The sequence below is a fragment of the uncultured Reyranella sp. genome, assembly GCF_945957355.1.
Lineage (GTDB): Bacteria > Pseudomonadota > Alphaproteobacteria > Reyranellales > Reyranellaceae > Reyranella.
In genome coordinates this window covers 99,570-116,558 of the sequence record NZ_CAMFKM010000015.1, presented here as the reverse complement: position 1 = coordinate 116,558, position 16,989 = coordinate 99,570, and the positions used below count along the sequence as shown (strand labels likewise).

The window sequence follows — 16,989 nt, the reverse complement described above, 5'->3', positions numbered from 1 at the left end:
CGTAGCGAATGGGCGTTCGAGGCTCCGGCCGCCTTTGACCCGGACTATTCGGCGGCCCGAATCTTGTCGACGGCCTCGATGGGGATTTGACCGCAGCCATTCAGCTTGAGCTTTCCGGCTACGATGTAGTTTCGGACGGTCTTGGGGTGGACGCCAAGCATCTCAGCGGCTTGAGCCTGCGAAACCTGGGTCGGCCGCGGGTGCGTCTCCGCATAGAGCTGAACCGCGCGGGCGGCGATGCGCGCGATTTCGCGCTCCTGAACGGGCGTTTCGCTGAGGACCCTGTTCATTCGCCGTCTCCCTGGTCGTGCCTTTGGGCCAAGGATGGCAGACCTTGTGCGCCTAAAACAGGAACGTGACGCCACTAATTGAAATTGCTGCCCGCCCCCGTCGCACTCGCAACAGCCGCCGCGCCAATCCATTGAGTCCCCGTTCGTGAGGGGTCACATGGGAACACAATTACCACTGCCGGCCGGCTGGGCTCGGCAATTCGCCAGTATGCCCGATCCGCGGGACCGCCTGGACGCTCTGGAGCATGCCAAGCTCACTGCCCGCACCGATATCCGCAAGGTGCTGACCAGGCTGATAGACGAGTTCGGTGTGCGGCCGCGCGAGATCGATCGCGCCATGGATCATGTCGACGACACGATCAGCGACCTATTGTGGGAGGTCGAGAATGGCTACCGGCACGAAATCGAAGATGCCTAGGCGGCCGAGCGCCGGCACGGTCCAGGCGATGATCGACGAAATCCAGCGCGCCACCAAGGGTCGGCACATGCGCTGGGTAATGGTCGACGACGTAGCTCGACGACTGAATCTCGACGACGCCGCAGTGGACGACGCCATCCGTCAGGCCGAGGCGAAGGGACTGCTGGTAGCTGAGGGGAAGCCACCGCACTCGGTTTGTCTGAAGGCGGCCGGCGGGTTCGGCTCGTGACGCCCCGCTACAAGGTCGAGGCGCACCAGGACAGCGAGGAGCACCACACCCGCTGCCCGATTTGCGGCCATCTGGTCGACGAGCTCGACTTCCAGGAGGTGCTGGTGCATCTGGAGCCAGAGCATGAGACGCGTGTGCGGCAGTAGGCTGCCGATCCGGAACGGCTTGGGCATGCGTCCGTCCTGCACCAACCCGTCAAAGGTCGTGGTGCCGACGCCGACATAGCGCGCGGCTTCCTCGCGGCTCAGGCCGCGCGGCGGGTAAGCATACGAGTCTCTCATTGCCGCTGCGCCGCGCGCCACTCCCAAGCTTGCGGGCCTCCGTGCTCGTGAACGCCTACCTCGTCGGCCCGCGCCCGCTGCTCACGCGCTACTTCCGCTGCGCCGCCCGCCACTCCGTCGCCGGTGTCCGGAGTTCGATGCGTGGCATTCCATGCTGGCTGGAGGATCCGGATGAGCGCCGCTTCCGACGATAAAAGGTGCGCCGCATCAGCGCCAGAGATCACCTTGGCAAAGATATCTACATGGCCCCCTTCTGAGATCGATCGCGCAATGTTGGTGTGAACTCCACGCAGAGGAGAGCTGCCCTGCCCGAAGGCCCGAATACTGTAGCGACGAAGGCGGCGCTGTAGCCCCTTGCTCATGCCCACATACATGACATCGCCCCCTAGGGCGAAAGCATAGAGCCCCGGCGCATGTCGAAGCGACTGAACTTTGTGCGGCCTGCAATGCACCGTCCGCCACGATCCGACCGCGGTGAATCCCTCTCGAAGAAGGTACGAGACGCTCATTCAGACAACCCTAAGCCGGTCTATTATCCGGTCCCACCGATCTCGGTGCCGCTCCATCCGCTCCAAATGGTGGGCCGATGGCACGGTGACGTTGTAAGCGCCCGTATCCCCTGCCCAAGATGGTGACTTGGCGTGATCTCCTAGGGCATCCGCAACATCGTTGAGTGATGCAAAAACATAGAAGCAAGGATCGGTTTCCAGGTCCCAAACCTGCACCACGACCATGCCGGCAGCCTTCGCGAACCACGCCTTCTGGAAGTGGTAACAGGAGCCGGCCCGGGCCTTGACCTGGATGGGCACCACGACAGTCGGGGCCGCTTCTCGAAAGGCGAGCAAGTCGATGCCGCCGTCATAAGCCGGCTGCGCGACGTAGATGCCCCGACGCATGAGCTCGGCGGCGACCAGCGCCTCGCCTGCTTTCCCGATCAAGGCCGCCTTACTCATATTTCGCTCGCTCCCGCTGTCGCCACTCCCATGCTGGCTGGCAACCATGTCGATGCACGCCTAGCCCTTCCCTCTTCGCCAGCGCCTCCTGCCCCGCGTAATCCGCGCTGTACCGAAGGAAAGCCCAAGCGTACCCGTCGCGGACCATCAGGGCGCCCAGATCCTCGCCGCCCGCTCGGCAGATCGCCACCGTCCGGCCGAATCGATCGGTGTCTTTCCGCTCGCAGATGAGGGGATGCCCGGAGATCAGGGATTGCAGGTGCGTTGCTGCGAGGTGTCCAGCCGGCCAGCCGTCCGGGCAGTCCTGCTTGGCTTCTGGCGCGTCGATCCCCCAGAGCCGATAGGTGACGCCGTTAAGCTTTAGCGTGTCGCCATCGGTGATGGTCTGTGAGTACGATGCGCCGGGCGCCAGCAAGAGACCAAGCAATGCTTGCGCCAAGATTAACGCCGATAAACGCACTTGCCCTCCCCTCTCCGGTTGGTGGTAGGCTGGCATCATAATACGACCGAGTTGGGGGAAGGCCATGCGAAGTGTGGCTCTGGTCGTCCTACTGCTGAGCTTCCCGAGTTTCGCCGCGGACTACACGCCGTGGCCAGATCGGCCAGCGGATAAGACGCCCGCATTGGAGTGGGTTCAACAGGCACAAGGGCAAGCCTGCTGTAAGCACTGCAGCAAAGGACAGCCCTGCGGAAACACCTGCATTAGCGCCAAGAGCAAGTGCAAGAGCCCGCCGGGGTGCGCGTGTTAGTCGAAACGGGGGCGCGGATGGGGCGAGTAATTCTTTTTGCGGCGCTTGGGGCTCTAGCGGCCTCGGTCTCCCACGCGCAGGGGACAGCAGCCCGCTGGGGCGAGGTTGGCGGCTGGTCGATCCGCGTTGACAGAAGCGTTGGCGATGGCTGTTACGCACATCAGCAATATACCGACGATTCGCATTTGCGAATCGGCTTCGACATGAAGAAAAAGACGATCTACTTCATGATCACAAATCCTGCGTGGCGCTCCATTGAGGTAGGCAAGATTTATTCGATGCAGCTCATTTTTGATGGGCAGTACAAGTACAATGGTGAGTTCGTCGGCATCAAGATGGGCGACTATGTCTGGCTCGACCACAGCGACGTCAGTGGTGAGTTCGCGAAAGACTTCATGCAGCGCTCAAACTTACGTGTCTTCTATCAAGGCGCTCGGATCGCTAGTCTTTCGCTAGCAAACACCTATGCTGCAGTAGCCGAGGTAATGAACTGCCAGCGCGAGGTTGGTGGCGCTACCGGCGGCGGCGCTCAACCTCCGGCCGTCGACCCTTTCAATCGTAGCTCCCGCACCCCCGCGGACCCATTCTCGCGGTAAGGCGTGTATGCCGCCGGTCAACCCGCGCGGTGATCTAGGTTCTCGCTGCTTGCTTGCCCGCCACGGCCATCCTCGTGCTATGCTGACGCGGGGCGCGAAGGAGTGAAAATGAAGCGCAAGCTTTCAGTGCCGAAGTGCGTCAGCCCCGAAGACCTCATGAAGTCGTGCGGGGTACTCGCCAGCGAAGCAGGCCTTACAGATGAGCAGCGAGTCTTCTTCTCAGAGGACGACGAGCTGTCAGCGGGTTGGCTTGCAGGCTGGTCCACTCAGCTCACTGAAGAACTGAATATCGAGGTCGATGCAATCCTCCGCGACGATGACGAGTCCGGCGCTTACGCCCACGGACACATCGGGCATCCCTTGAAGGCGGTTTGGTCCGTCACCGTGTGGCCTAAGGCTGACGATGACGACGATGAGGTGGCCTCAGCTGTCACTGAAATGTACGACCTCCCGTTTTCTGAGGCATTGCGTTTAGCCTCAGCGATTATCCAGACACACAAGTTCAAGAAGGGATAGCCGGAGCCTGGCAGCCCGGTTGATCACGCAAGGCCCGGCCGTCGCCAATGATGGCCGGGACTGAGGCGTCACGCGCGAGCCCCTTCCAACCACAGCCCGCTATCTTGGACTGCCCGCTCGATACCGGCGAGCCCAAGGGCTGCCCTCCGCGCCTCAAGATGCTCTTCCGCCCATTGCAGGCACGCAGCCGCCTTCGATGTCAGCGGCGGCATGGCTGCACGCATGTGCTGAACGAAAGCGTCGAGCTGGATGATCTGCTGAAGCTGGGCCGCCTTGTCTGCCAGGAACTTGGCGCGCCCCTCCTCTTGCTCGACGTGAAGCGCATCATTGTGGTCCGCACGACGCTCAGCAAGTCGAGCCTCGACTTTGTCTCGGATGATTTTGTGAGCAGCGGCGTGGGCAACAGCCTCGGCGACAATTTCGTCTGCTCGTTCCTCAAGGTTGCCAAGGCTTGCTTCCGTGCCGCTGTAGCCCGGACGCAAGGGTGCACTGCCCTTGTCGAGTTTCGTCCGCCAACTAGCGCCGCTTTGGCCGCCTCTCGCTTTGCCAGTAGGTCGGGCGGCGGCTTGCGGGAGGTGGCATTGAATGGGACGTACTGTGAGCCCGCGTTCGGCGGTAGTGGCGGCGGCTGGGCCCCCTCCGTCTTGTCCCAATGTGATGCGGTCGGGACAGGGATGCCGTGCCGGCGGCACACTTTCCTGAGGCCGGCGGCCGACATCTGGAGGTCCACGGCCGCCGCTTCCAAGGTCTTGGCCCAGACGAGCTTGTGCAGCTCCTGGCGCGTCATGACCGGTTTTGGTGTCATCTCCCGTCCTCCCCTCAAGAGGAGGAGAGCATGCAGCAAGTTCGGGTAAGGAAAAGCCTCGACGCCAAAAGTGCGGGCGGCAGCTGCTGGCACGGTCGCCGTTCTCGCTTCAGGAGTTTTTTCGACAGCATTTCACGACCGCTGCCGTGGTGCCGCCGGCAACCGGGCTTCGCAACTCGAGATTTGATCGATAATGTGTGGGTAAAGACGTGCAAGGCGCCGAGGGAAGGGGCCGCGATCAATGGATGTGGTGCTGCTATTATTGGCCGTAGTATTAGCTATCGCTGGAGTCTTGGCGTCGTCCTGGCTCAAACACCAGGAGAAGACCCAGAAGAAATTGCAACTCGAAAAGTCCGTCGAGCAGCATGAGGCATTTTTAACTGAGGTCGATGCTGTCGTTCAGCGACATCTGCGGGTCCTCGCTTCGAAATACAAGCAAACGACTTACGAAGACGAATATGGTGAGCTTGAGTTGAAGGATTGGGTTCGTGAAGCAGACAAGTTCATCGATCGCTTTGTCGAACCTATCGCGCTAGACAAAGGCGTTGCCATTGATAGAGCGGACATTTTTGCGCGCGTAACTAAGGCCGCGATTGACGAGCGCTACGCGGCCCCCGAACGTTATAGCGCGCATGTAGTAACGGGAGATGGTGAAGGTTTCGAGGACTATTGCAAAGAACAGCTTCAGGCGCTTGGCCTTGAGGTGACAAAGACCAAAGGTGGCGCAGACCAGGGCGTCGACTTGATTGCCGATCACAGGGATTTTCGGGCAGCGATCCAATGTAAGAACTACACTCGGCCGGTAGGTAATAGCGCGGTCCAAGAGGTACTTGCTGGAGCTGCATTCTATTCTCCGCCCCAAGCAATTCCTGTTGTCGTTAGCAGAAGCGGATTTACCCCTGCCGCCTGTGAGTTAGCGCAGGGAGCAGATGTGTTGCTGATCGACGCCCACGACCTCGATAACTTCGATATTCTTCTCATTGGAGAAGCTCTTAGCAGAGCAAGGTCTGCCACCTAGCAAAATGGATGCAGAGACAGCCCGGCCGCTGGTGTTGCCCGCCGGGCTGCGCGTATCGCCATAGGCTGGGCTAATGGGTTGCATCACAACGCACGGATGGTCTTGCAGAACTCGTTCGGCAGTCGCCGCGGAGTATGGCTAACCCGGAACCTCAATGCCCGTCTGGCGCATGAAGTCGGCAACGTTGCCGGCGCGCGGATCTGCAGCGCGCCGAAGGCGGTTTAGCCACCGGCCCAGCGAGAGAGACCCCTTATCCGTGTTGCAGGTCCGGCAAACCACGGCCTGATTGTCGGCGGTCAGCGCATGGCCGCGCGACCGGGGACGGATGTGGTCGCGGGAAGGATGCCGCAGCGAACACGCCATCGGCTCGCCGCAGTAGGGGCAGCGGGAACCGATGGCGGCCACCAGCACCGGGCGGCTTGGATAGGTGGACACGGGACGCAGATTAGCGGCGCCGGACATCCCTTCGCGTCACCAGCGCGCGCCGTTTGAAGGGCTGGCCGCTGATCGCGTCTGCGACATGGGCCCCGATTGCGCTGGCAACGCTGGCCTGCAGATCGACAGGCAACGCCCCCGGCCATGCCATCAGGACTTCCAACAGGTCGTGCAGGTCGAGGCGGGAACGCGGTGCCGTTTCGATCAACAGCGACAGGGCCGCGCGGTAGGCAAAGAACACGACGGCCCGATATTCCCGATAGGTGCAGCCGTACCGCTCGCAACGGTCGGCATCGTCCGGGATCGGATAGCGGCCCGAGTCGTGGCTACCCAGGTTCCGAACCAACATGGCGAGTTGAGGCGGGGTCAACCGCATCCGGGCGATGTAGCGCCGCACAGGCAGGTGTGAACGGTCATCGAAGGGGAGCGCCATGGTTTTGAACGCATGGGCGATGACGCGTTTGACGCGCTGCGACGCCTTCGATGGCTTGAGGCCGGCGGCAGAAAAGATCGGCCGCCCTTCGGTGCTGTCAGCGTCGTAGTAGGTGCGGGCGGCGGCCTTCATTGTGCGCCCCCCTGCATTGCGCCTTCTATGGCGTCGACTGCCTCGCGCAACTGCCGCACGTCAGCCGACAACAAGCGGTCCGCCGCGTATCGGGCCGCCTCCCTTTCGACCGGGGTGTTACCGATGCCCTCGACTGCGGCCGACGCCAGGGCGGCGGAGCCTTCAATGTTGGCGGCAGCATGCAGGAGTGCGCCGTATGCCGCTCGCGGCGACAGGGCCTTGCTGCGGCGAGCCTTGGGGGCGCTCATGCTGCGTCCCTCCCCATCTGCATGTGCACGCCCTCGACTGCGGCAAGGCTGCGGTCGAGGTCTGATACATGAGCCTTGAGCTGCCGCGCCAGATACTCGACCCGCAGCCATTGCGCGTGCATCCCGCCGTCGTCTTTGCGTCCGACGCACGCCTCGCCAGCCTCGCGCGCCAGCGTCGTCAGGAGAGCGGCGGCGTGCCCGATGTTGAACTGTTGATCGCGCGAGGCTTCCTCAGCCGCGATCAGCGTGTCACGCAGGCTGCGCTTTGCTTTTGTGGTGCTCATGCTGCACCTCCCAGCGTAGCGGGCTCGACGGCCTCGACCGGCCGCCCATTGTCGACCACCAGACGAAGGCCATAGGCGGGCGATGGTGCCGGCGTCTCGGCCGACTGCTCCGAGGCAGCGGACTCGCGAGCCTTGCGCGCCTCGAATGCAGAACGCCCCGGCCATACCTCGGTCGCCCGCTCATAGTGCGGCAGCATCGACCGCAAGGCGTCCCACTGGCTTTCCGGGCTGCCCTGCCGCATCAACGTGCCGTAGTGACCCATCAGGTAGTGAAACTCGCCGTCGAGCTTGCGACGCAGGGCGCGCGTTCCGGGCTTGTCGAGAGCCTGCACCGCAGCGGCGACCAGCGGGGCCAGATCCCGCAGGGTCTCGCCCAACAGGTCGAGGGTGTGACGGGCGCTCATTGGACGCCTCCCTGCACCAGATCGGTGCGGGCCGCCCGGTACTCAGCGGCGGCCCTCAGGAGCCCGTGCAGCAGCTCTCGGCGGCGGCGCAGCCATGCGGCCTTGCGGGGGCGCGAGAGGCCCGACCAGCACTCCCAGGGCCCGCGGCGTTCGCTGTCATGGCTCTGCAGGTGCGACAGCCATGCCAGCGCCTTACCGGCGCACCGCTCGTGCGGGAGCCGGTAGTTGGCGGCGATGTCCGGCGTCTCAAACCGATCGATGACGGAGTCCGCGCCACAGGCCCGGGCGAGCTGCCAGAACTGGGCATCGGCGTGCTGCACCTCAGCGGTGCAGACGTTCGCCACGAACCGCCGGAGGGGCGTAGAGGCGAAATCCGGGGCCTGCAGGGGCGTCCGGGCCTCTTGGATGGCTACGCGGTACCCTCGGGCAGCACAGGCTGCCAGAAGGCCGCTGGTTTCCCGCTGTTCGCTGCGGAGCGCGAGGGCGGTCACTTGGCGCCTCCCACGATCAGCACGAACTGAGAGTCGTGATCGACCGTCACGTGCCACTTGCCGCCGTGAAGCTCAGCCAGGGCGGCCGTCAGAGCATCGGCCGCTTCGGCAACACGCTCGCGCGTGGCAGCGGCCGCTGGGGCACATTTGGAGACTGTGAGCGCCATAAGCGCCCCCAGCAATACGCCGCGGCGCGCCGCCGGCAGGCTGGTGACAGGTGGTGTATGATTGGCCTTAGCCATGGTCCGGGGCTCCATCCTCGGGTTGCGGTTAGAGCCGGGCGGGAGTTGGCGCTTCCGTTCGGCTCGCTATTTATGTTAAACAGATATATGGCCAAGTCAATAACTGTTAAACAAAAAATAAAGCGCCGGGGTCGGCCAGCGACGGGCATCACGCCATTGATCGCGTTTCGGCCGCCGTCTCAACTCGCCGATGCCATTGATACTTGGGCGATGGAGCGCGAGATATCTCGATCCGAAGCGCTCCGCCGGCTGGTCGAGCTGGGGCTGAATGCGAAGGAAGGAAAGCGATAGTCGCAAGAAACATCGCTTCTGGCTGTTGCGATGCCCTCAATTCACTAAATCGTTCTCAACGCGCCCGTAGGTTGTCCAATGCCCAAACTGCAGGACTGCTTGCTCCTAATTGTGGGCTTGGTGTTCGGCGTAGCGCTGGGCTCGTCGGTCGTGGCCATGCACTCGACCTCGCAGGCAATATTCGCGCTGGTCTGCACGGGCACGCTCGCTGCGGGTTATTTCGGGTGGCGTTTGCTTCGCTGGCTCTGGCCGAATCTGCCCGCTCCGCCGCCCGCCGATACGCCACAGATCGGCAACATGACCATTGCGCAATTCCAACAAGCGCAGCGGGAATATGTTGAACTTCACGCGAAGCTCGTTCGACCGGATCACGCACTGGCAGTGGACGCGGTCAAACTCAGCTTCGAATACGCAAAAATGACGCTGACGTTCCTCGTGGTAGGTAATGTTGGAGGGTTACTCGGCTTGCTGGCGGTCCATCCGATGATCAAAGAACATCTCAATCAGGATTGGATTTTGCAGCAAATGGCGCCAGCGACCGCATTTGCCGTTGGCGCGGCTTGCGCAGTCATTTCGGCTGCACTCGCCTACCTGAACTGGTTTGCGAACGCCCTAACGCGATATTCAATGGCGGAGATCAACGAATTTTGGGTCAAAGGCGCCGTCTTCCAGCTGCCTCCAGTTTGGTTTCAGAGTGCCATTGCGCTGCCCGAACATATTCGCTGGCGCGCAAGCCGGTTTGTCACGTTCACCGTCTATGCCAGCATCATTCTAGCATTGGGATCGGCGATTGCTTGGGTCACCGGAACATTGTTATTCGCGAGCAACCTACTGGCTGTGGTCCCGGCTTCGTAAGAAAAGGCCCTAGCTCCGGCCTCGGGCGCAGCACTGATCTTCACCCTGTCACTAGCGCCAAAACCCACCACGTAAGTACACCTGCGAGAATGCTTCCGGCATACGCCCAGCCCGCCCCGAACCAGTCTGTCAGGCCAGGAAATATCCATGAGGCGAGCGCTACAGCCAAAGCAATGCAAGTGACGGCCTGTAGCCACTCAACCTTGCGATTTATGGTGTTGGTAGTCTTTATCAGCTCGCCCAAGGTTCGCTCTTCTTCCGGAGTCATGTCGGTCTCCCGTTGTGCTGTGCGTCAGCTTTCGAGCGCTCTTTAACGAGAACAGGCGAACACGGTGACGCGAATATCGATCACGTCGGAGTGCACCATTAACAGCCGTTCGGTGCCGGGAATTGGGGGCGGAAATGAGAGAATGAGAGTCTTGTGCCCGGAGGTGAACCGCCCAGGCTCGACTTCAACGACTTTGCCGTATCGATACTCCGCCCGATCTGGCCGCGAGATGAATAGGTCGCCATTCGTGAAGCGGTACACTTCGCGCGGTGTAGACGTTGTACCATCAAGCGTGATGGGGCTGATCTGGGTTTCAAGGTGGGCGTGGCAGATCATGTTCGGAACTGCCGCAAGCGCCGGACAAGCCATCGCGACGATGGCCCCTGCGCATAAGATGCTGGCTGCCCCCTTAGCCCTTATCGCTACGTGCGTCACGCTTCTCCACCCAGCGGCCGATGAGCGCGCCGATCGCGCCCAGGATCATGCCTGCGAATAGCCCTTGGACGCCGATATCTATCCACCCAAGGCCGACTGGCAAGAGTCCGGTCTCGGTCCATTTTGAGAAGACCTCCAGTACCGGAGACGCCATACCTATGGCAAAGCCGCCCACGAAGAAGGCGCGAGGATTACTCATTGGTGGGCCCTCTCCATTAGCTCTTACCTAGTCACTCTAGGTTGCACGGACACCAACAGTACAGCCTGATTTCTAGAAAAGCCCCCTCGGGACCGCCCGGCGAAGGGCGTCTCGCGAGACAGCAGAATTGTCGAATACCTCCCGGAAATACTCGCCGCTGAATGGCACGCTGCTATCGGGAGCCCAGCCTACAGGCGCTAGCGACGTACGCCCCATGCCGGGTGTGCCACCCGGAACCGGCAGGCCGGCCCTGCGAAGGAGCCAAGCCATGCCATCGACCGGCGCACCAAGCGCATCCGCTGCAACCGCAGAGACATCGGGAAGGCGCATGCTCGGCACCATCCGGCCGAGGGCGTCCGCCACCGGGGCCGCCAGGGGGAAGTATTCGCGCATGGAATTGTCGCTCACTCTCGGCCCCCTTATGCCGGTGGACCCAAGGGGCGCACACCGCCGGCCGCCAACTCAGCCGTCAGGTGCATGAACGGCGCCCGCAGCTCGACGCCGATATCTCCGGGCCAAACAACCTAGAAATGGCAGCCTTGTCCAAACCTGCTGGAGAAGGGGGGGCGTATTGGGGGCTCGTTCGGTGTTCGTCGCCGCCGAGCCGCTCGGCAAGGCGACGAAGAGAAACCGGGGTCGCTCGCCGAGTCTCTCCGCGAGAGCCGTCAATTCTGACCGGAAGATCAGGCTGCGCTCATACCTGCCGATGGACTCAAGGCCATTGCCGCGGTGATCCGCGTGCAACTCGCGCGTCGCGATCCTGCCGCATAGCATCTGCAGACGCGCCCCGATTTCCGCCGCTTGAGACTGGGTCCACATGAATTGGGGATCTGAGGGATCTACCTCGGCCCAGAGCCGAGCGGCCTGCTCAACCGTTAATGGGTCCGCCTTGGCCCACGCCAGATAATCGACCATCTATGCCCTCCGCAGGGCTCCGCAAGGTGGTCGACGCGGCAGCCTCTGCGGAGGAGGTTTTCGGGCCGTCGCCCTAGCCGCGTCGATGTCGTTAACTCTGCCGTGCGGCCGTCCGTAATGGGACTACCGCGGCCGACGGCGCTGTAAGCTTCGCCAGCCAGTCCGACCAGTTTTCCAGCGCCTGCCGGCGCTCCGCGTCGTAGCTCGCGTGATTGTAGACGGCCATGGTGCCGTCGAAGGTATGGTTGAGCATCTTTTCAACCACGTAGGGCGCGACGCCCAGACCGTTGTTCCGGGTGCTGAAGGTCCGCCGCAAGTCGTGGGCGGTCCAGCCGCCGGCATTGTTCTTCAGCCAGAGCTGGACGGCCTCGCGCCGCGCTTCCCATGGATGGGCCTCAAGCTGGGCAAGCGCCAGGGTAGACAGCCAAACCCGGTGCTCGCGGCGGTTCTTCGACGCCGAGGCGGGCACGACCCAGTACTGGCCCTCCCGATGTCCGGCGAAGGCCTCGCCCAGCCGCAGCCCTGTCAGTAGTAGGAAGCGCAGGACAGGCCCGGCCTTGATATCCGTTGTCATAACGAAGCGGATCTCGTCGTCGGATAGCACGCGTTCCCTCGCTGCCGGCGGCTGGCCGGCCACAGCGGCGGTAAGCTGGGCGGCGGGCGAACTGGAGATTAGGCCGTTCGCCACGGCGTACCCGAACAGCCCCTTAAATACGGCGAGCAAGGCCCTAGCTGCCGGGCGTCCGCCGGTCCGAGCTCGCGGCAGCTTCGCCACCCTGTCCCGGTAGTCGCGAATCACTCGGGCAATGTCCGAAGGCTCGATATCTCGCAGGCGCTTGTCGGCCAGCGCCGGAAGTATCGCGCGATCGACGTAACCCCGGACCTGATCGGACTTGCGGTGCGTATGATCGACGCGCTCTTTGAGCCACTGGTCGGCGACCTCTCCCACAGTCCAGCTCCGGCCGGTCTGCTTTGTGGCCAGTTCTGCAGCCTTGAGGCGGGCGTCTTTGATGGGAAGGTCCGGATATGCGCCCAGCGTCGTGATGGAGAGCTGGCCCCCCTCCTTCCGCCGGAACTGCCAGATGCGCGAAAACTTGCCCCGAGTACCCCGGACCCTGATGTACAGGCCATTGCCATCGGCAATCAGGCATTCGGTCTTGCCTGCCGGTGGCTTGAGCGTGCGGAGCTTCGTGTCGGTGAGCGCCATCACGCGTACTCTACTCGCTGGACTTGGGTAACTCTTGGGTAATCCTTCCTCGTGGCTGTGGAAGGATGGCTGCGGTCAGCGGCGGACAAATGACTCAATGGAACCGGCGTTTTCTGGACAGTGGCGGATGCTCACGGACAGGCATTCCATCACAAGGCAAGATGTAAGGCGCGCACCACAGGCGGGCCTCTCTAGCCCGCCGAGGATCCCGATTGGGGTAACGCCAGGCAGGCCGACGGGCTTGCCTGGCGTTTTCTTTCGGCCCGCCGGGCATTCACAGAATTGTGTTGCCGGCTTGCCCGCCGTGGCGGGAAAGATAACACTCGCGCCAGAGGTCGATACCCGAATCGAGAGTCGAATTGATCCATAGCCAACCGCGCATGCTCATCGGCCGTCGAAAGATGGTGGGAGCGTCAGCTTGCTATCTGCTTGCCGCCGGTCCCGCACTCGCTCAGCGTCTTCAGCGTCCGGTTCGCGTTGGATTTCTGTCTCCGACGAGACCAACCGATCCGGACTTGCAGCAATTGCGCCTTGGTTTGCAAAAGCTGGGCTGGGACGAGGGTCGCGACTACATCGTTCGGGCGCGTTTCGCGAACCTCGACACTCAGCTTCTTCCCGCCCTGCTCGATCAGCTCCTGCAGGAGGGGATCGACGTTCTCGTGGCATATGGCGCCGCAACCAGGGTCGTTCCCGTCGCCCAACGATCCGTGCCTGTCGTGTTTTCGTTCAGCGGCGATCCCGTGGCCGCCGGATATGTGCGCAGCATGGCAAAGCCCGGGATCAATGCGACAGGCAACTCACAGCTCATGTGGGAGCTGGTTGGAAAGCGCATCCAGCTTCTCCGCGAGATTGCCCCACGGGCAAAGCGCACGCTCGTGGTCCAGAGCCCCGATCATCCAGGCGAAACCGAGGAGCGCACGCGCACCCAGAGCGCTGCAGGGCAGCTCGGACTGGAGCTCATGGTGCGACCCGTCCGGGATCGAGCGACGCTGGAAACGGCACTTGCCGAGGGCGCAGCAAGCGGCTGCGACTCGATGCTGTGCTTCACCGACTCCGTGACGATCGCCAATAGGCGCATCATCGCAGATCATGCCCGGCGATTGCGCGTGCCGGCGGTGTTTCCGCGACGCGAGTTCTGTGAGGCCGGCGGCCTGGTGAGTTACGGCCCGAATGTTCCCGCCCTGATATCGCATCTCGCCCGCTTCATCGAACAGATCGCCGCCGGCGTTCCCGCCGGCGACATCCCCGTCGAATGGCCGACGGTCATCGAGACCGTCATCAACAACCGGACGGCCACTGAAATCGGGGTTCGAATACCGCTGAACGTCATGGCGCGGGCGGACGAACTGATCGACTGATCGCGGCCCTCGCACGCGAGCCTCTCGCCCCCGGCCTATTCGACCGGATAGATCCCGTGCAGCACTGTGTCGAAATGGTCCTCGATCGCGGTCGTGCAGCTGCAGGACTTCTTCCGGAGCGCGGTGACGTCGTTGACGGTGAAGACGCCGCGGCGTGTCTCGATGACCCCCTGCTCGCGAAACTGGCGCACGACGCGCGTGACGAACGTGCGTCCGACGCCGAGCATCTCCGCCAGCTGCTCCTGCGTCATCTGGAATTCCGAGCCGCCCGTGCGCGTCATCGCCGCCAGAAGCCATTTCGCCGTCCGCTGGCTGATCGTGTGCGACGCATTGCACGCCGCGGTCTGGAACACCTGGGCCAGCATGCAATCGGAGTAGCGGGAGAACCAGTGCCGGAGCGCGATCGACTCAAGCTTCGCCGCCTCCAATGCGGATGTCTTGATGCGAAGAAAGCGCCCGGCGGCCCGCACCTGCGACGTGGCGAAGGCCGGCAGCCTTCCGTTGGAGACGATCCCGCCGATGGCACCTTCGCGACCGACCAGCGCGACCTCCACGTTCGAGCCGCTTTCCTCGACCCAGACGCTGAAGCTCGCCATCGCGGCGCCGCACGGGAACCAGGTCTGGACCACATCCTCTCCGGCCTTCTGAAGAACGTCCTTTGCCTCGAGATCCGCGATCACCATATGAGGCGCCAGTCGCCGGCGGTCCTCATCCCTCAGGACCGCCAGAAGGGCGTTGCCAAGAAAGTCTTCGGCGGCGGGTACCGTCATTGGTCTCATCTCCGGACGAGGTCACGCGGAGTGTCGACTTGTGGACCGACGCCTTGTGTCAGCCATGTTACCCAACGCCCCCAATTGCGAGAGGAGAGGATCATACCGAAGTGAGCGCGTCACTCGACGCAAAATCCGTCCTGGTCCTCGAAGATCAGTTCCTGATCGCCCTGGATGCCGAACAAGCCCTGCGCAAGGCGGGCGCCCTCGACGTACGCCTTGCCTCGTCGGTGAGCGAAGCGCTTCGAATCCTAGCAAGCTTCGCGCCGGAGGTCGCCGTCCTCGATTTCGTCCTCGGCGACGGCACGGGCGTCGATGTCGCCCAGGTCTTGACGGAGCGCCAGGTGCCGTTCGCGTTCGCGACCGGCTACGGCGACAGTGTGCCCATCCCCGCCAACTACAGGCACGTTCCAGTCGTGCAGAAACCATTCGGCATCGATGACCTGGTTTTGCAACTCAATCGCGCGATGACCCCGGCCGGCCCGAATACCTGCTGATCTCACGCGGGCCCGCCCCGGTCGCTTGCAGGGCGGCAATTTCTTTGCTTGGCTCAATCGAGGTTGCAGGAGTTGGCGGATGCATACCGAGTTGCCCAAGGAAGTCGAGATCGACCTGACGCCCGCACGCTTGAGCGCGCAGAAGAACGTCGTGCGGGCGTTCTACAAGGACCTGTGGGACAAGGCTGACCTCACGCTCGTTCCCCGGATCTTCCACCCCGACTTCACCTTCCGCGGCTCGCTCGGTCCCGTTCTGGTCGGCCATCAGCAATTCGGCAACTACGTGGGCTGGCTGACGAACACGCTCGAGGAATACACCTCCGACATCCTCGAGTTGATCGAAGAGGGAAATCGCGTCTCGGGCAAGCTGCGCTTCCACGGCATCCACCGCCGGACACTCTTCGGCGAACCTCCAACGAACGCGCGGGTCTGGTGGTACGGCGCCCCCATCTTCACATTCGACGGTCCGCTCGTGCGCGACCTGTGGGTGCTCGGCGACATCCACGGCCTGCGCACCCGGCTTGCTCCCTCAGCAGCGGAGCCGCTGAGCTTCGACCGGGCCGTCAGCGCGAGGCCGTGACCTCGAGCAGGCCGTTCTCACGGACGTACTTCGCGACCTCCCGCGATATCAGCTCGTGGGCGGCCTGGTTCGGGTGCCCGTCGCCCACGATGTAGAGGTTCGTGCCCCTGTCGCGCTCGCGCTGGAAGGCCTCGGTGAGGTCGAGAAGCCGGATGTCGCCGATGACGCGTTGCAGGCCCTGGGGCGCCGAGTAGTAGTTCGTCGGCAGGTAAACGACGAGCAGCTTGGCCCCGATCGCGGACGCCGACCGTTCCATCTCGCGCAGCAGGAAGGCCAGCGCCTCCTCCTTCTTCTCGTCGCTCGGCGTGCTGTAGGTAGCCCGGCCATATTCGATCCGGCCGCGAATAACGTCGATGCCATGGTCCAGCCAGCTGAACGGATCGGTGAAATCACCGGCCAGATGCTGCTGGAAGCGGCGCACGCCATTGCTCTCCGGCCGTCCGATCCGCGGCTCGCCCGCCTCGTTCCAGGTGACGTGCGAGGCATTGAAGCAGAACGGGTAGTAGGACGGCAGGCACGGCATGACGTTCCGCTCGAAGTGGTGCGCGATAATCCCGTACACGACGAGCTTCGGGGCGAGATCGCTGTTGCGCTGCAGGACCTGCAGCGACTGCGTGGTGCCGTAGGCCGCCATGGCGAAGTTGGAAACGCTGGCGTCGAGTTCGCGCGACAAGTGGCGTGCCCAGGTATCCTCGTTGGCCAGCGCGTAGCCCCAGGTGAACGAGTCGCCGACCACCATGATGTCGACCTGCTCGGGGCTGCGCTGCCCCGGCCCGTCCACCCGCGCGCCACGATCGTCGGTATAGATGTCGAAGGCGAAGGTCTTCCGGTCGCGAACTGCCGGATAGATACGCCGAGCATGGGAGCTGGGATTGGCCCGCGCGCCGATCTCCGGGTCGAAGACCAGCAGAAGGTCCCCTTCCGACAGCAGCGGAATGCGCGGAACAGTCAGGTAGCTGGCGATGGCTATGCCCGCCAGGAGGCTGACGACGGTCGACGCCAGTACAAGGGCGACGGTTTTTCTGACTTTGCTCATGAATCCTGGCGAGAAAGCTTCCACCAGTTAGCCCCGGCCGCCCCACGAAGACAA

Annotated in this window: 26 protein-coding genes; 10 read left to right on the top strand and 16 right to left on the bottom strand. The window is 63.0% G+C overall.

Features of this window, described 5'->3' with window-relative positions; all coding sequences use genetic code 11:
• Window positions 1-44: 44 nt before the first annotated feature.
• Entirely contained in the window at window positions 45-290 is a 246-nt protein-coding gene (locus Q0Q48_RS22245) for a helix-turn-helix domain-containing protein (RefSeq protein ID WP_295142798.1), read from the bottom strand.
• Between the two features lie 208 nt (window positions 291-498).
• Here Q0Q48_RS22245 and Q0Q48_RS22240 point away from each other — a divergent pair, with 208 nt between their 5' ends.
• From Q0Q48_RS22240 to Q0Q48_RS22230, 3 genes are read left to right on the top strand one after another with little or no spacing between them, the layout of a single operon-like run.
• The gene (locus Q0Q48_RS22240; RefSeq protein ID WP_295142795.1) at window positions 499-708 is read left to right on the top strand and encodes a hypothetical protein; all 210 of its coding nucleotides are present in this window, start codon (window positions 499-501) and stop codon (window positions 706-708) included.
• Window positions 677-937 (top strand): hypothetical protein, encoded by a 261-nt coding sequence (locus Q0Q48_RS22235; protein ID WP_295142905.1) that lies wholly within the window; start codon window positions 677-679, stop codon window positions 935-937. The genes Q0Q48_RS22240 and Q0Q48_RS22235 overlap by 32 nt, the downstream gene beginning before the upstream one ends.
• The gene (locus Q0Q48_RS22230) at window positions 934-1,083 is read left to right on the top strand and encodes a hypothetical protein (protein WP_295142903.1); all 150 of its coding nucleotides are present in this window, start codon (window positions 934-936) and stop codon (window positions 1,081-1,083) included. Before Q0Q48_RS22235 ends, Q0Q48_RS22230 begins: the two co-directional genes overlap by 4 nt.
• Before the next feature lie 644 nt (window positions 1,084-1,727).
• Here Q0Q48_RS22230 and Q0Q48_RS22225 read toward each other — a convergent pair.
• Both Q0Q48_RS22225 and Q0Q48_RS22220 read right to left on the bottom strand, forming a co-directional pair.
• Window positions 1,728-2,171 (bottom strand): hypothetical protein, encoded by a 444-nt coding sequence (locus Q0Q48_RS22225; protein WP_295142792.1) that lies wholly within the window; start codon window positions 2,169-2,171, stop codon window positions 1,728-1,730.
• Window positions 2,164-2,631 (bottom strand): thermonuclease family protein, encoded by a 468-nt coding sequence (locus tag Q0Q48_RS22220; RefSeq protein WP_295142789.1) that lies wholly within the window; start codon window positions 2,629-2,631, stop codon window positions 2,164-2,166. Before Q0Q48_RS22220 ends, Q0Q48_RS22225 begins: the two co-directional genes overlap by 8 nt.
• Before the next feature lie 258 nt (window positions 2,632-2,889).
• Here Q0Q48_RS22220 and Q0Q48_RS22215 point away from each other — a divergent pair, with 258 nt between their 5' ends.
• Complete coding sequence (locus Q0Q48_RS22215) at window positions 2,890-3,516, top strand: hypothetical protein (protein WP_295142787.1); 627 nt, start codon at window positions 2,890-2,892, stop codon at window positions 3,514-3,516.
• Window positions 3,517-3,624: 108 nt separating this feature from the next.
• On the top strand, window positions 3,625-4,032 hold the full coding sequence (locus tag Q0Q48_RS22210; RefSeq protein WP_295142782.1) for a hypothetical protein: 408 nt from the start codon (window positions 3,625-3,627) through the stop codon (window positions 4,030-4,032).
• A 68-nt stretch (window positions 4,033-4,100) separates the two neighbouring features.
• Here the strand turns inward: Q0Q48_RS22210 and Q0Q48_RS22205 are convergent, their stop codons facing one another.
• Entirely contained in the window at window positions 4,101-4,514 is a 414-nt protein-coding gene (locus Q0Q48_RS22205; protein ID WP_295142779.1) for a hypothetical protein, read from the bottom strand.
• 564 nt (window positions 4,515-5,078) lie between these two features.
• Between Q0Q48_RS22205 and Q0Q48_RS22200 the strand changes: the two genes are divergently transcribed.
• Window positions 5,079-5,855, top strand: coding sequence for a restriction endonuclease (locus Q0Q48_RS22200; RefSeq protein WP_295142776.1), 777 nt, complete (start codon window positions 5,079-5,081; stop codon window positions 5,853-5,855).
• 138 nt (window positions 5,856-5,993) lie between these two features.
• On the opposite strand, the gene Q0Q48_RS22195 is transcribed toward Q0Q48_RS22200, so the two are convergent.
• The 7 genes from Q0Q48_RS22195 to Q0Q48_RS22165 are packed head-to-tail and all read right to left on the bottom strand — an operon-like array spanning window position 5,994 to window position 8,524.
• On the bottom strand, window positions 5,994-6,290 hold the full coding sequence (locus tag Q0Q48_RS22195) for an HNH endonuclease (RefSeq protein WP_295142773.1): 297 nt from the start codon (window positions 6,288-6,290) through the stop codon (window positions 5,994-5,996).
• Between the two features lie 10 nt (window positions 6,291-6,300).
• A complete protein-coding gene (locus tag Q0Q48_RS22190) occupies window positions 6,301-6,855 on the bottom strand; it encodes a hypothetical protein (protein WP_295142770.1) in 555 nt (184 codons plus the stop codon).
• Window positions 6,852-7,103, bottom strand: a complete 252-nt coding sequence (locus Q0Q48_RS22185) for a hypothetical protein (protein WP_295142767.1) — start codon at window positions 7,101-7,103, stop codon at window positions 6,852-6,854. Before Q0Q48_RS22185 ends, Q0Q48_RS22190 begins: the two co-directional genes overlap by 4 nt.
• Window positions 7,100-7,387, bottom strand: a complete 288-nt coding sequence (locus Q0Q48_RS22180) for a hypothetical protein (RefSeq protein WP_295142765.1) — start codon at window positions 7,385-7,387, stop codon at window positions 7,100-7,102. The genes Q0Q48_RS22185 and Q0Q48_RS22180 overlap by 4 nt, the downstream gene beginning before the upstream one ends.
• Window positions 7,384-7,791, bottom strand: coding sequence for a hypothetical protein (locus Q0Q48_RS22175; RefSeq protein ID WP_295142762.1), 408 nt, complete (start codon window positions 7,789-7,791; stop codon window positions 7,384-7,386). The genes Q0Q48_RS22180 and Q0Q48_RS22175 overlap by 4 nt, the downstream gene beginning before the upstream one ends.
• Entirely contained in the window at window positions 7,788-8,282 is a 495-nt protein-coding gene (locus Q0Q48_RS22170) for a hypothetical protein (protein ID WP_295142760.1), read from the bottom strand. The genes Q0Q48_RS22175 and Q0Q48_RS22170 overlap by 4 nt, the downstream gene beginning before the upstream one ends.
• Entirely contained in the window at window positions 8,279-8,524 is a 246-nt protein-coding gene (locus Q0Q48_RS22165) for a hypothetical protein (RefSeq protein WP_295142759.1), read from the bottom strand. Before Q0Q48_RS22165 ends, Q0Q48_RS22170 begins: the two co-directional genes overlap by 4 nt.
• A gap of 369 nt (window positions 8,525-8,893) precedes the next feature.
• Between Q0Q48_RS22165 and Q0Q48_RS22160 the strand changes: the two genes are divergently transcribed.
• Window positions 8,894-9,670: a hypothetical protein gene (locus Q0Q48_RS22160; RefSeq protein ID WP_295142757.1), complete on the top strand. Its 777-nt coding sequence runs from the start codon at window positions 8,894-8,896 to the stop codon at window positions 9,668-9,670.
• Between the two features lie 310 nt (window positions 9,671-9,980).
• On the opposite strand, the gene Q0Q48_RS22155 is transcribed toward Q0Q48_RS22160, so the two are convergent.
• The 3 genes from Q0Q48_RS22155 to Q0Q48_RS22145 all read right to left on the bottom strand — a co-directional run bounded on the left by Q0Q48_RS22155 (window position 9,981) and on the right by Q0Q48_RS22145 (window position 12,694).
• The gene (locus Q0Q48_RS22155; RefSeq protein WP_295142755.1) at window positions 9,981-10,274 is read right to left on the bottom strand and encodes a hypothetical protein; all 294 of its coding nucleotides are present in this window, start codon (window positions 10,272-10,274) and stop codon (window positions 9,981-9,983) included.
• Window positions 10,275-10,347: 73 nt separating this feature from the next.
• Window positions 10,348-10,572, bottom strand: coding sequence for a hypothetical protein (locus tag Q0Q48_RS22150; protein ID WP_295142752.1), 225 nt, complete (start codon window positions 10,570-10,572; stop codon window positions 10,348-10,350).
• A 1,006-nt stretch (window positions 10,573-11,578) separates the two neighbouring features.
• A complete protein-coding gene (locus Q0Q48_RS22145; RefSeq protein ID WP_295142750.1) occupies window positions 11,579-12,694 on the bottom strand; it encodes an integrase arm-type DNA-binding domain-containing protein in 1,116 nt (371 codons plus the stop codon).
• A gap of 380 nt (window positions 12,695-13,074) precedes the next feature.
• Here Q0Q48_RS22145 and Q0Q48_RS22140 point away from each other — a divergent pair, with 380 nt between their 5' ends.
• Window positions 13,075-14,052, top strand: a complete 978-nt coding sequence (locus Q0Q48_RS22140) for an ABC transporter substrate-binding protein (RefSeq protein ID WP_295142747.1) — start codon at window positions 13,075-13,077, stop codon at window positions 14,050-14,052.
• A 35-nt stretch (window positions 14,053-14,087) separates the two neighbouring features.
• Here Q0Q48_RS22140 and Q0Q48_RS22135 read toward each other — a convergent pair whose 3' ends face one another.
• On the bottom strand, window positions 14,088-14,822 hold the full coding sequence (locus tag Q0Q48_RS22135; protein WP_295142744.1) for a Crp/Fnr family transcriptional regulator: 735 nt from the start codon (window positions 14,820-14,822) through the stop codon (window positions 14,088-14,090).
• Between the two features lie 110 nt (window positions 14,823-14,932).
• Here Q0Q48_RS22135 and Q0Q48_RS22130 point away from each other — a divergent pair, with 110 nt between their 5' ends.
• Together Q0Q48_RS22130 and Q0Q48_RS22125 are read left to right on the top strand one after the other, a co-directional pair.
• Window positions 14,933-15,319, top strand: a complete 387-nt coding sequence (locus Q0Q48_RS22130) for a response regulator (protein ID WP_295142741.1) — start codon at window positions 14,933-14,935, stop codon at window positions 15,317-15,319.
• Window positions 15,320-15,398: 79 nt separating this feature from the next.
• Window positions 15,399-15,899: an ester cyclase gene (locus Q0Q48_RS22125; protein ID WP_295142738.1), complete on the top strand. Its 501-nt coding sequence runs from the start codon at window positions 15,399-15,401 to the stop codon at window positions 15,897-15,899.
• On the opposite strand, the gene Q0Q48_RS22120 is transcribed toward Q0Q48_RS22125, so the two are convergent.
• Window positions 15,883-16,935 (bottom strand): hypothetical protein, encoded by a 1,053-nt coding sequence (locus Q0Q48_RS22120; RefSeq protein WP_295142737.1) that lies wholly within the window; start codon window positions 16,933-16,935, stop codon window positions 15,883-15,885. The genes Q0Q48_RS22125 and Q0Q48_RS22120 overlap by 17 nt on opposite strands.
• Between the last annotated feature and the right edge of the window lie 54 nt (window positions 16,936-16,989).

Coding starts and splice junctions, on each gene's coding strand:
- Q0Q48_RS22175 (WP_295142762.1), bottom strand. CDS start 7,791: ATGAGCGCCCGTCACACCCTCGACCTGTTGGGCGAGACCCTGCGGGAT.
- Q0Q48_RS22120 (WP_295142737.1), bottom strand. CDS start 16,935: ATGAGCAAAGTCAGAAAAACCGTCGCCCTTGTACTGGCGTCGACCGTC.
- Q0Q48_RS22185 (WP_295142767.1), bottom strand. CDS start 7,103: ATGAGCGCCCCCAAGGCTCGCCGCAGCAAGGCCCTGTCGCCGCGAGCG.
- Q0Q48_RS22200 (WP_295142776.1), top strand. CDS start 5,079: ATGGATGTGGTGCTGCTATTATTGGCCGTAGTATTAGCTATCGCTGGA.
- Q0Q48_RS22155 (WP_295142755.1), bottom strand. CDS start 10,274: ATGATCTGCCACGCCCACCTTGAAACCCAGATCAGCCCCATCACGCTT.
- Q0Q48_RS22225 (WP_295142792.1), bottom strand. CDS start 2,171: ATGAGTAAGGCGGCCTTGATCGGGAAAGCAGGCGAGGCGCTGGTCGCC.
- Q0Q48_RS22145 (WP_295142750.1), bottom strand. CDS start 12,694: ATGGCGCTCACCGACACGAAGCTCCGCACGCTCAAGCCACCGGCAGGC.
- Q0Q48_RS22235 (WP_295142905.1), top strand. CDS start 677: ATGGCTACCGGCACGAAATCGAAGATGCCTAGGCGGCCGAGCGCCGGC.
- Q0Q48_RS22180 (WP_295142765.1), bottom strand. CDS start 7,387: ATGAGCACCACAAAAGCAAAGCGCAGCCTGCGTGACACGCTGATCGCG.
- Q0Q48_RS22190 (WP_295142770.1), bottom strand. CDS start 6,855: ATGAAGGCCGCCGCCCGCACCTACTACGACGCTGACAGCACCGAAGGG.
- Q0Q48_RS22140 (WP_295142747.1), top strand. CDS start 13,075: ATGCTCATCGGCCGTCGAAAGATGGTGGGAGCGTCAGCTTGCTATCTG.
- Q0Q48_RS22125 (WP_295142738.1), top strand. CDS start 15,399: ATGCATACCGAGTTGCCCAAGGAAGTCGAGATCGACCTGACGCCCGCA.
- Q0Q48_RS22135 (WP_295142744.1), bottom strand. CDS start 14,822: ATGACGGTACCCGCCGCCGAAGACTTTCTTGGCAACGCCCTTCTGGCG.
- Q0Q48_RS22245 (WP_295142798.1), bottom strand. CDS start 290: ATGAACAGGGTCCTCAGCGAAACGCCCGTTCAGGAGCGCGAAATCGCG.
- Q0Q48_RS22160 (WP_295142757.1), top strand. CDS start 8,894: ATGCCCAAACTGCAGGACTGCTTGCTCCTAATTGTGGGCTTGGTGTTC.
- Q0Q48_RS22150 (WP_295142752.1), bottom strand. CDS start 10,572: ATGAGTAATCCTCGCGCCTTCTTCGTGGGCGGCTTTGCCATAGGTATG.
- Q0Q48_RS22240 (WP_295142795.1), top strand. CDS start 499: ATGCCCGATCCGCGGGACCGCCTGGACGCTCTGGAGCATGCCAAGCTC.
- Q0Q48_RS22165 (WP_295142759.1), bottom strand. CDS start 8,524: ATGGCTAAGGCCAATCATACACCACCTGTCACCAGCCTGCCGGCGGCG.
- Q0Q48_RS22210 (WP_295142782.1), top strand. CDS start 3,625: ATGAAGCGCAAGCTTTCAGTGCCGAAGTGCGTCAGCCCCGAAGACCTC.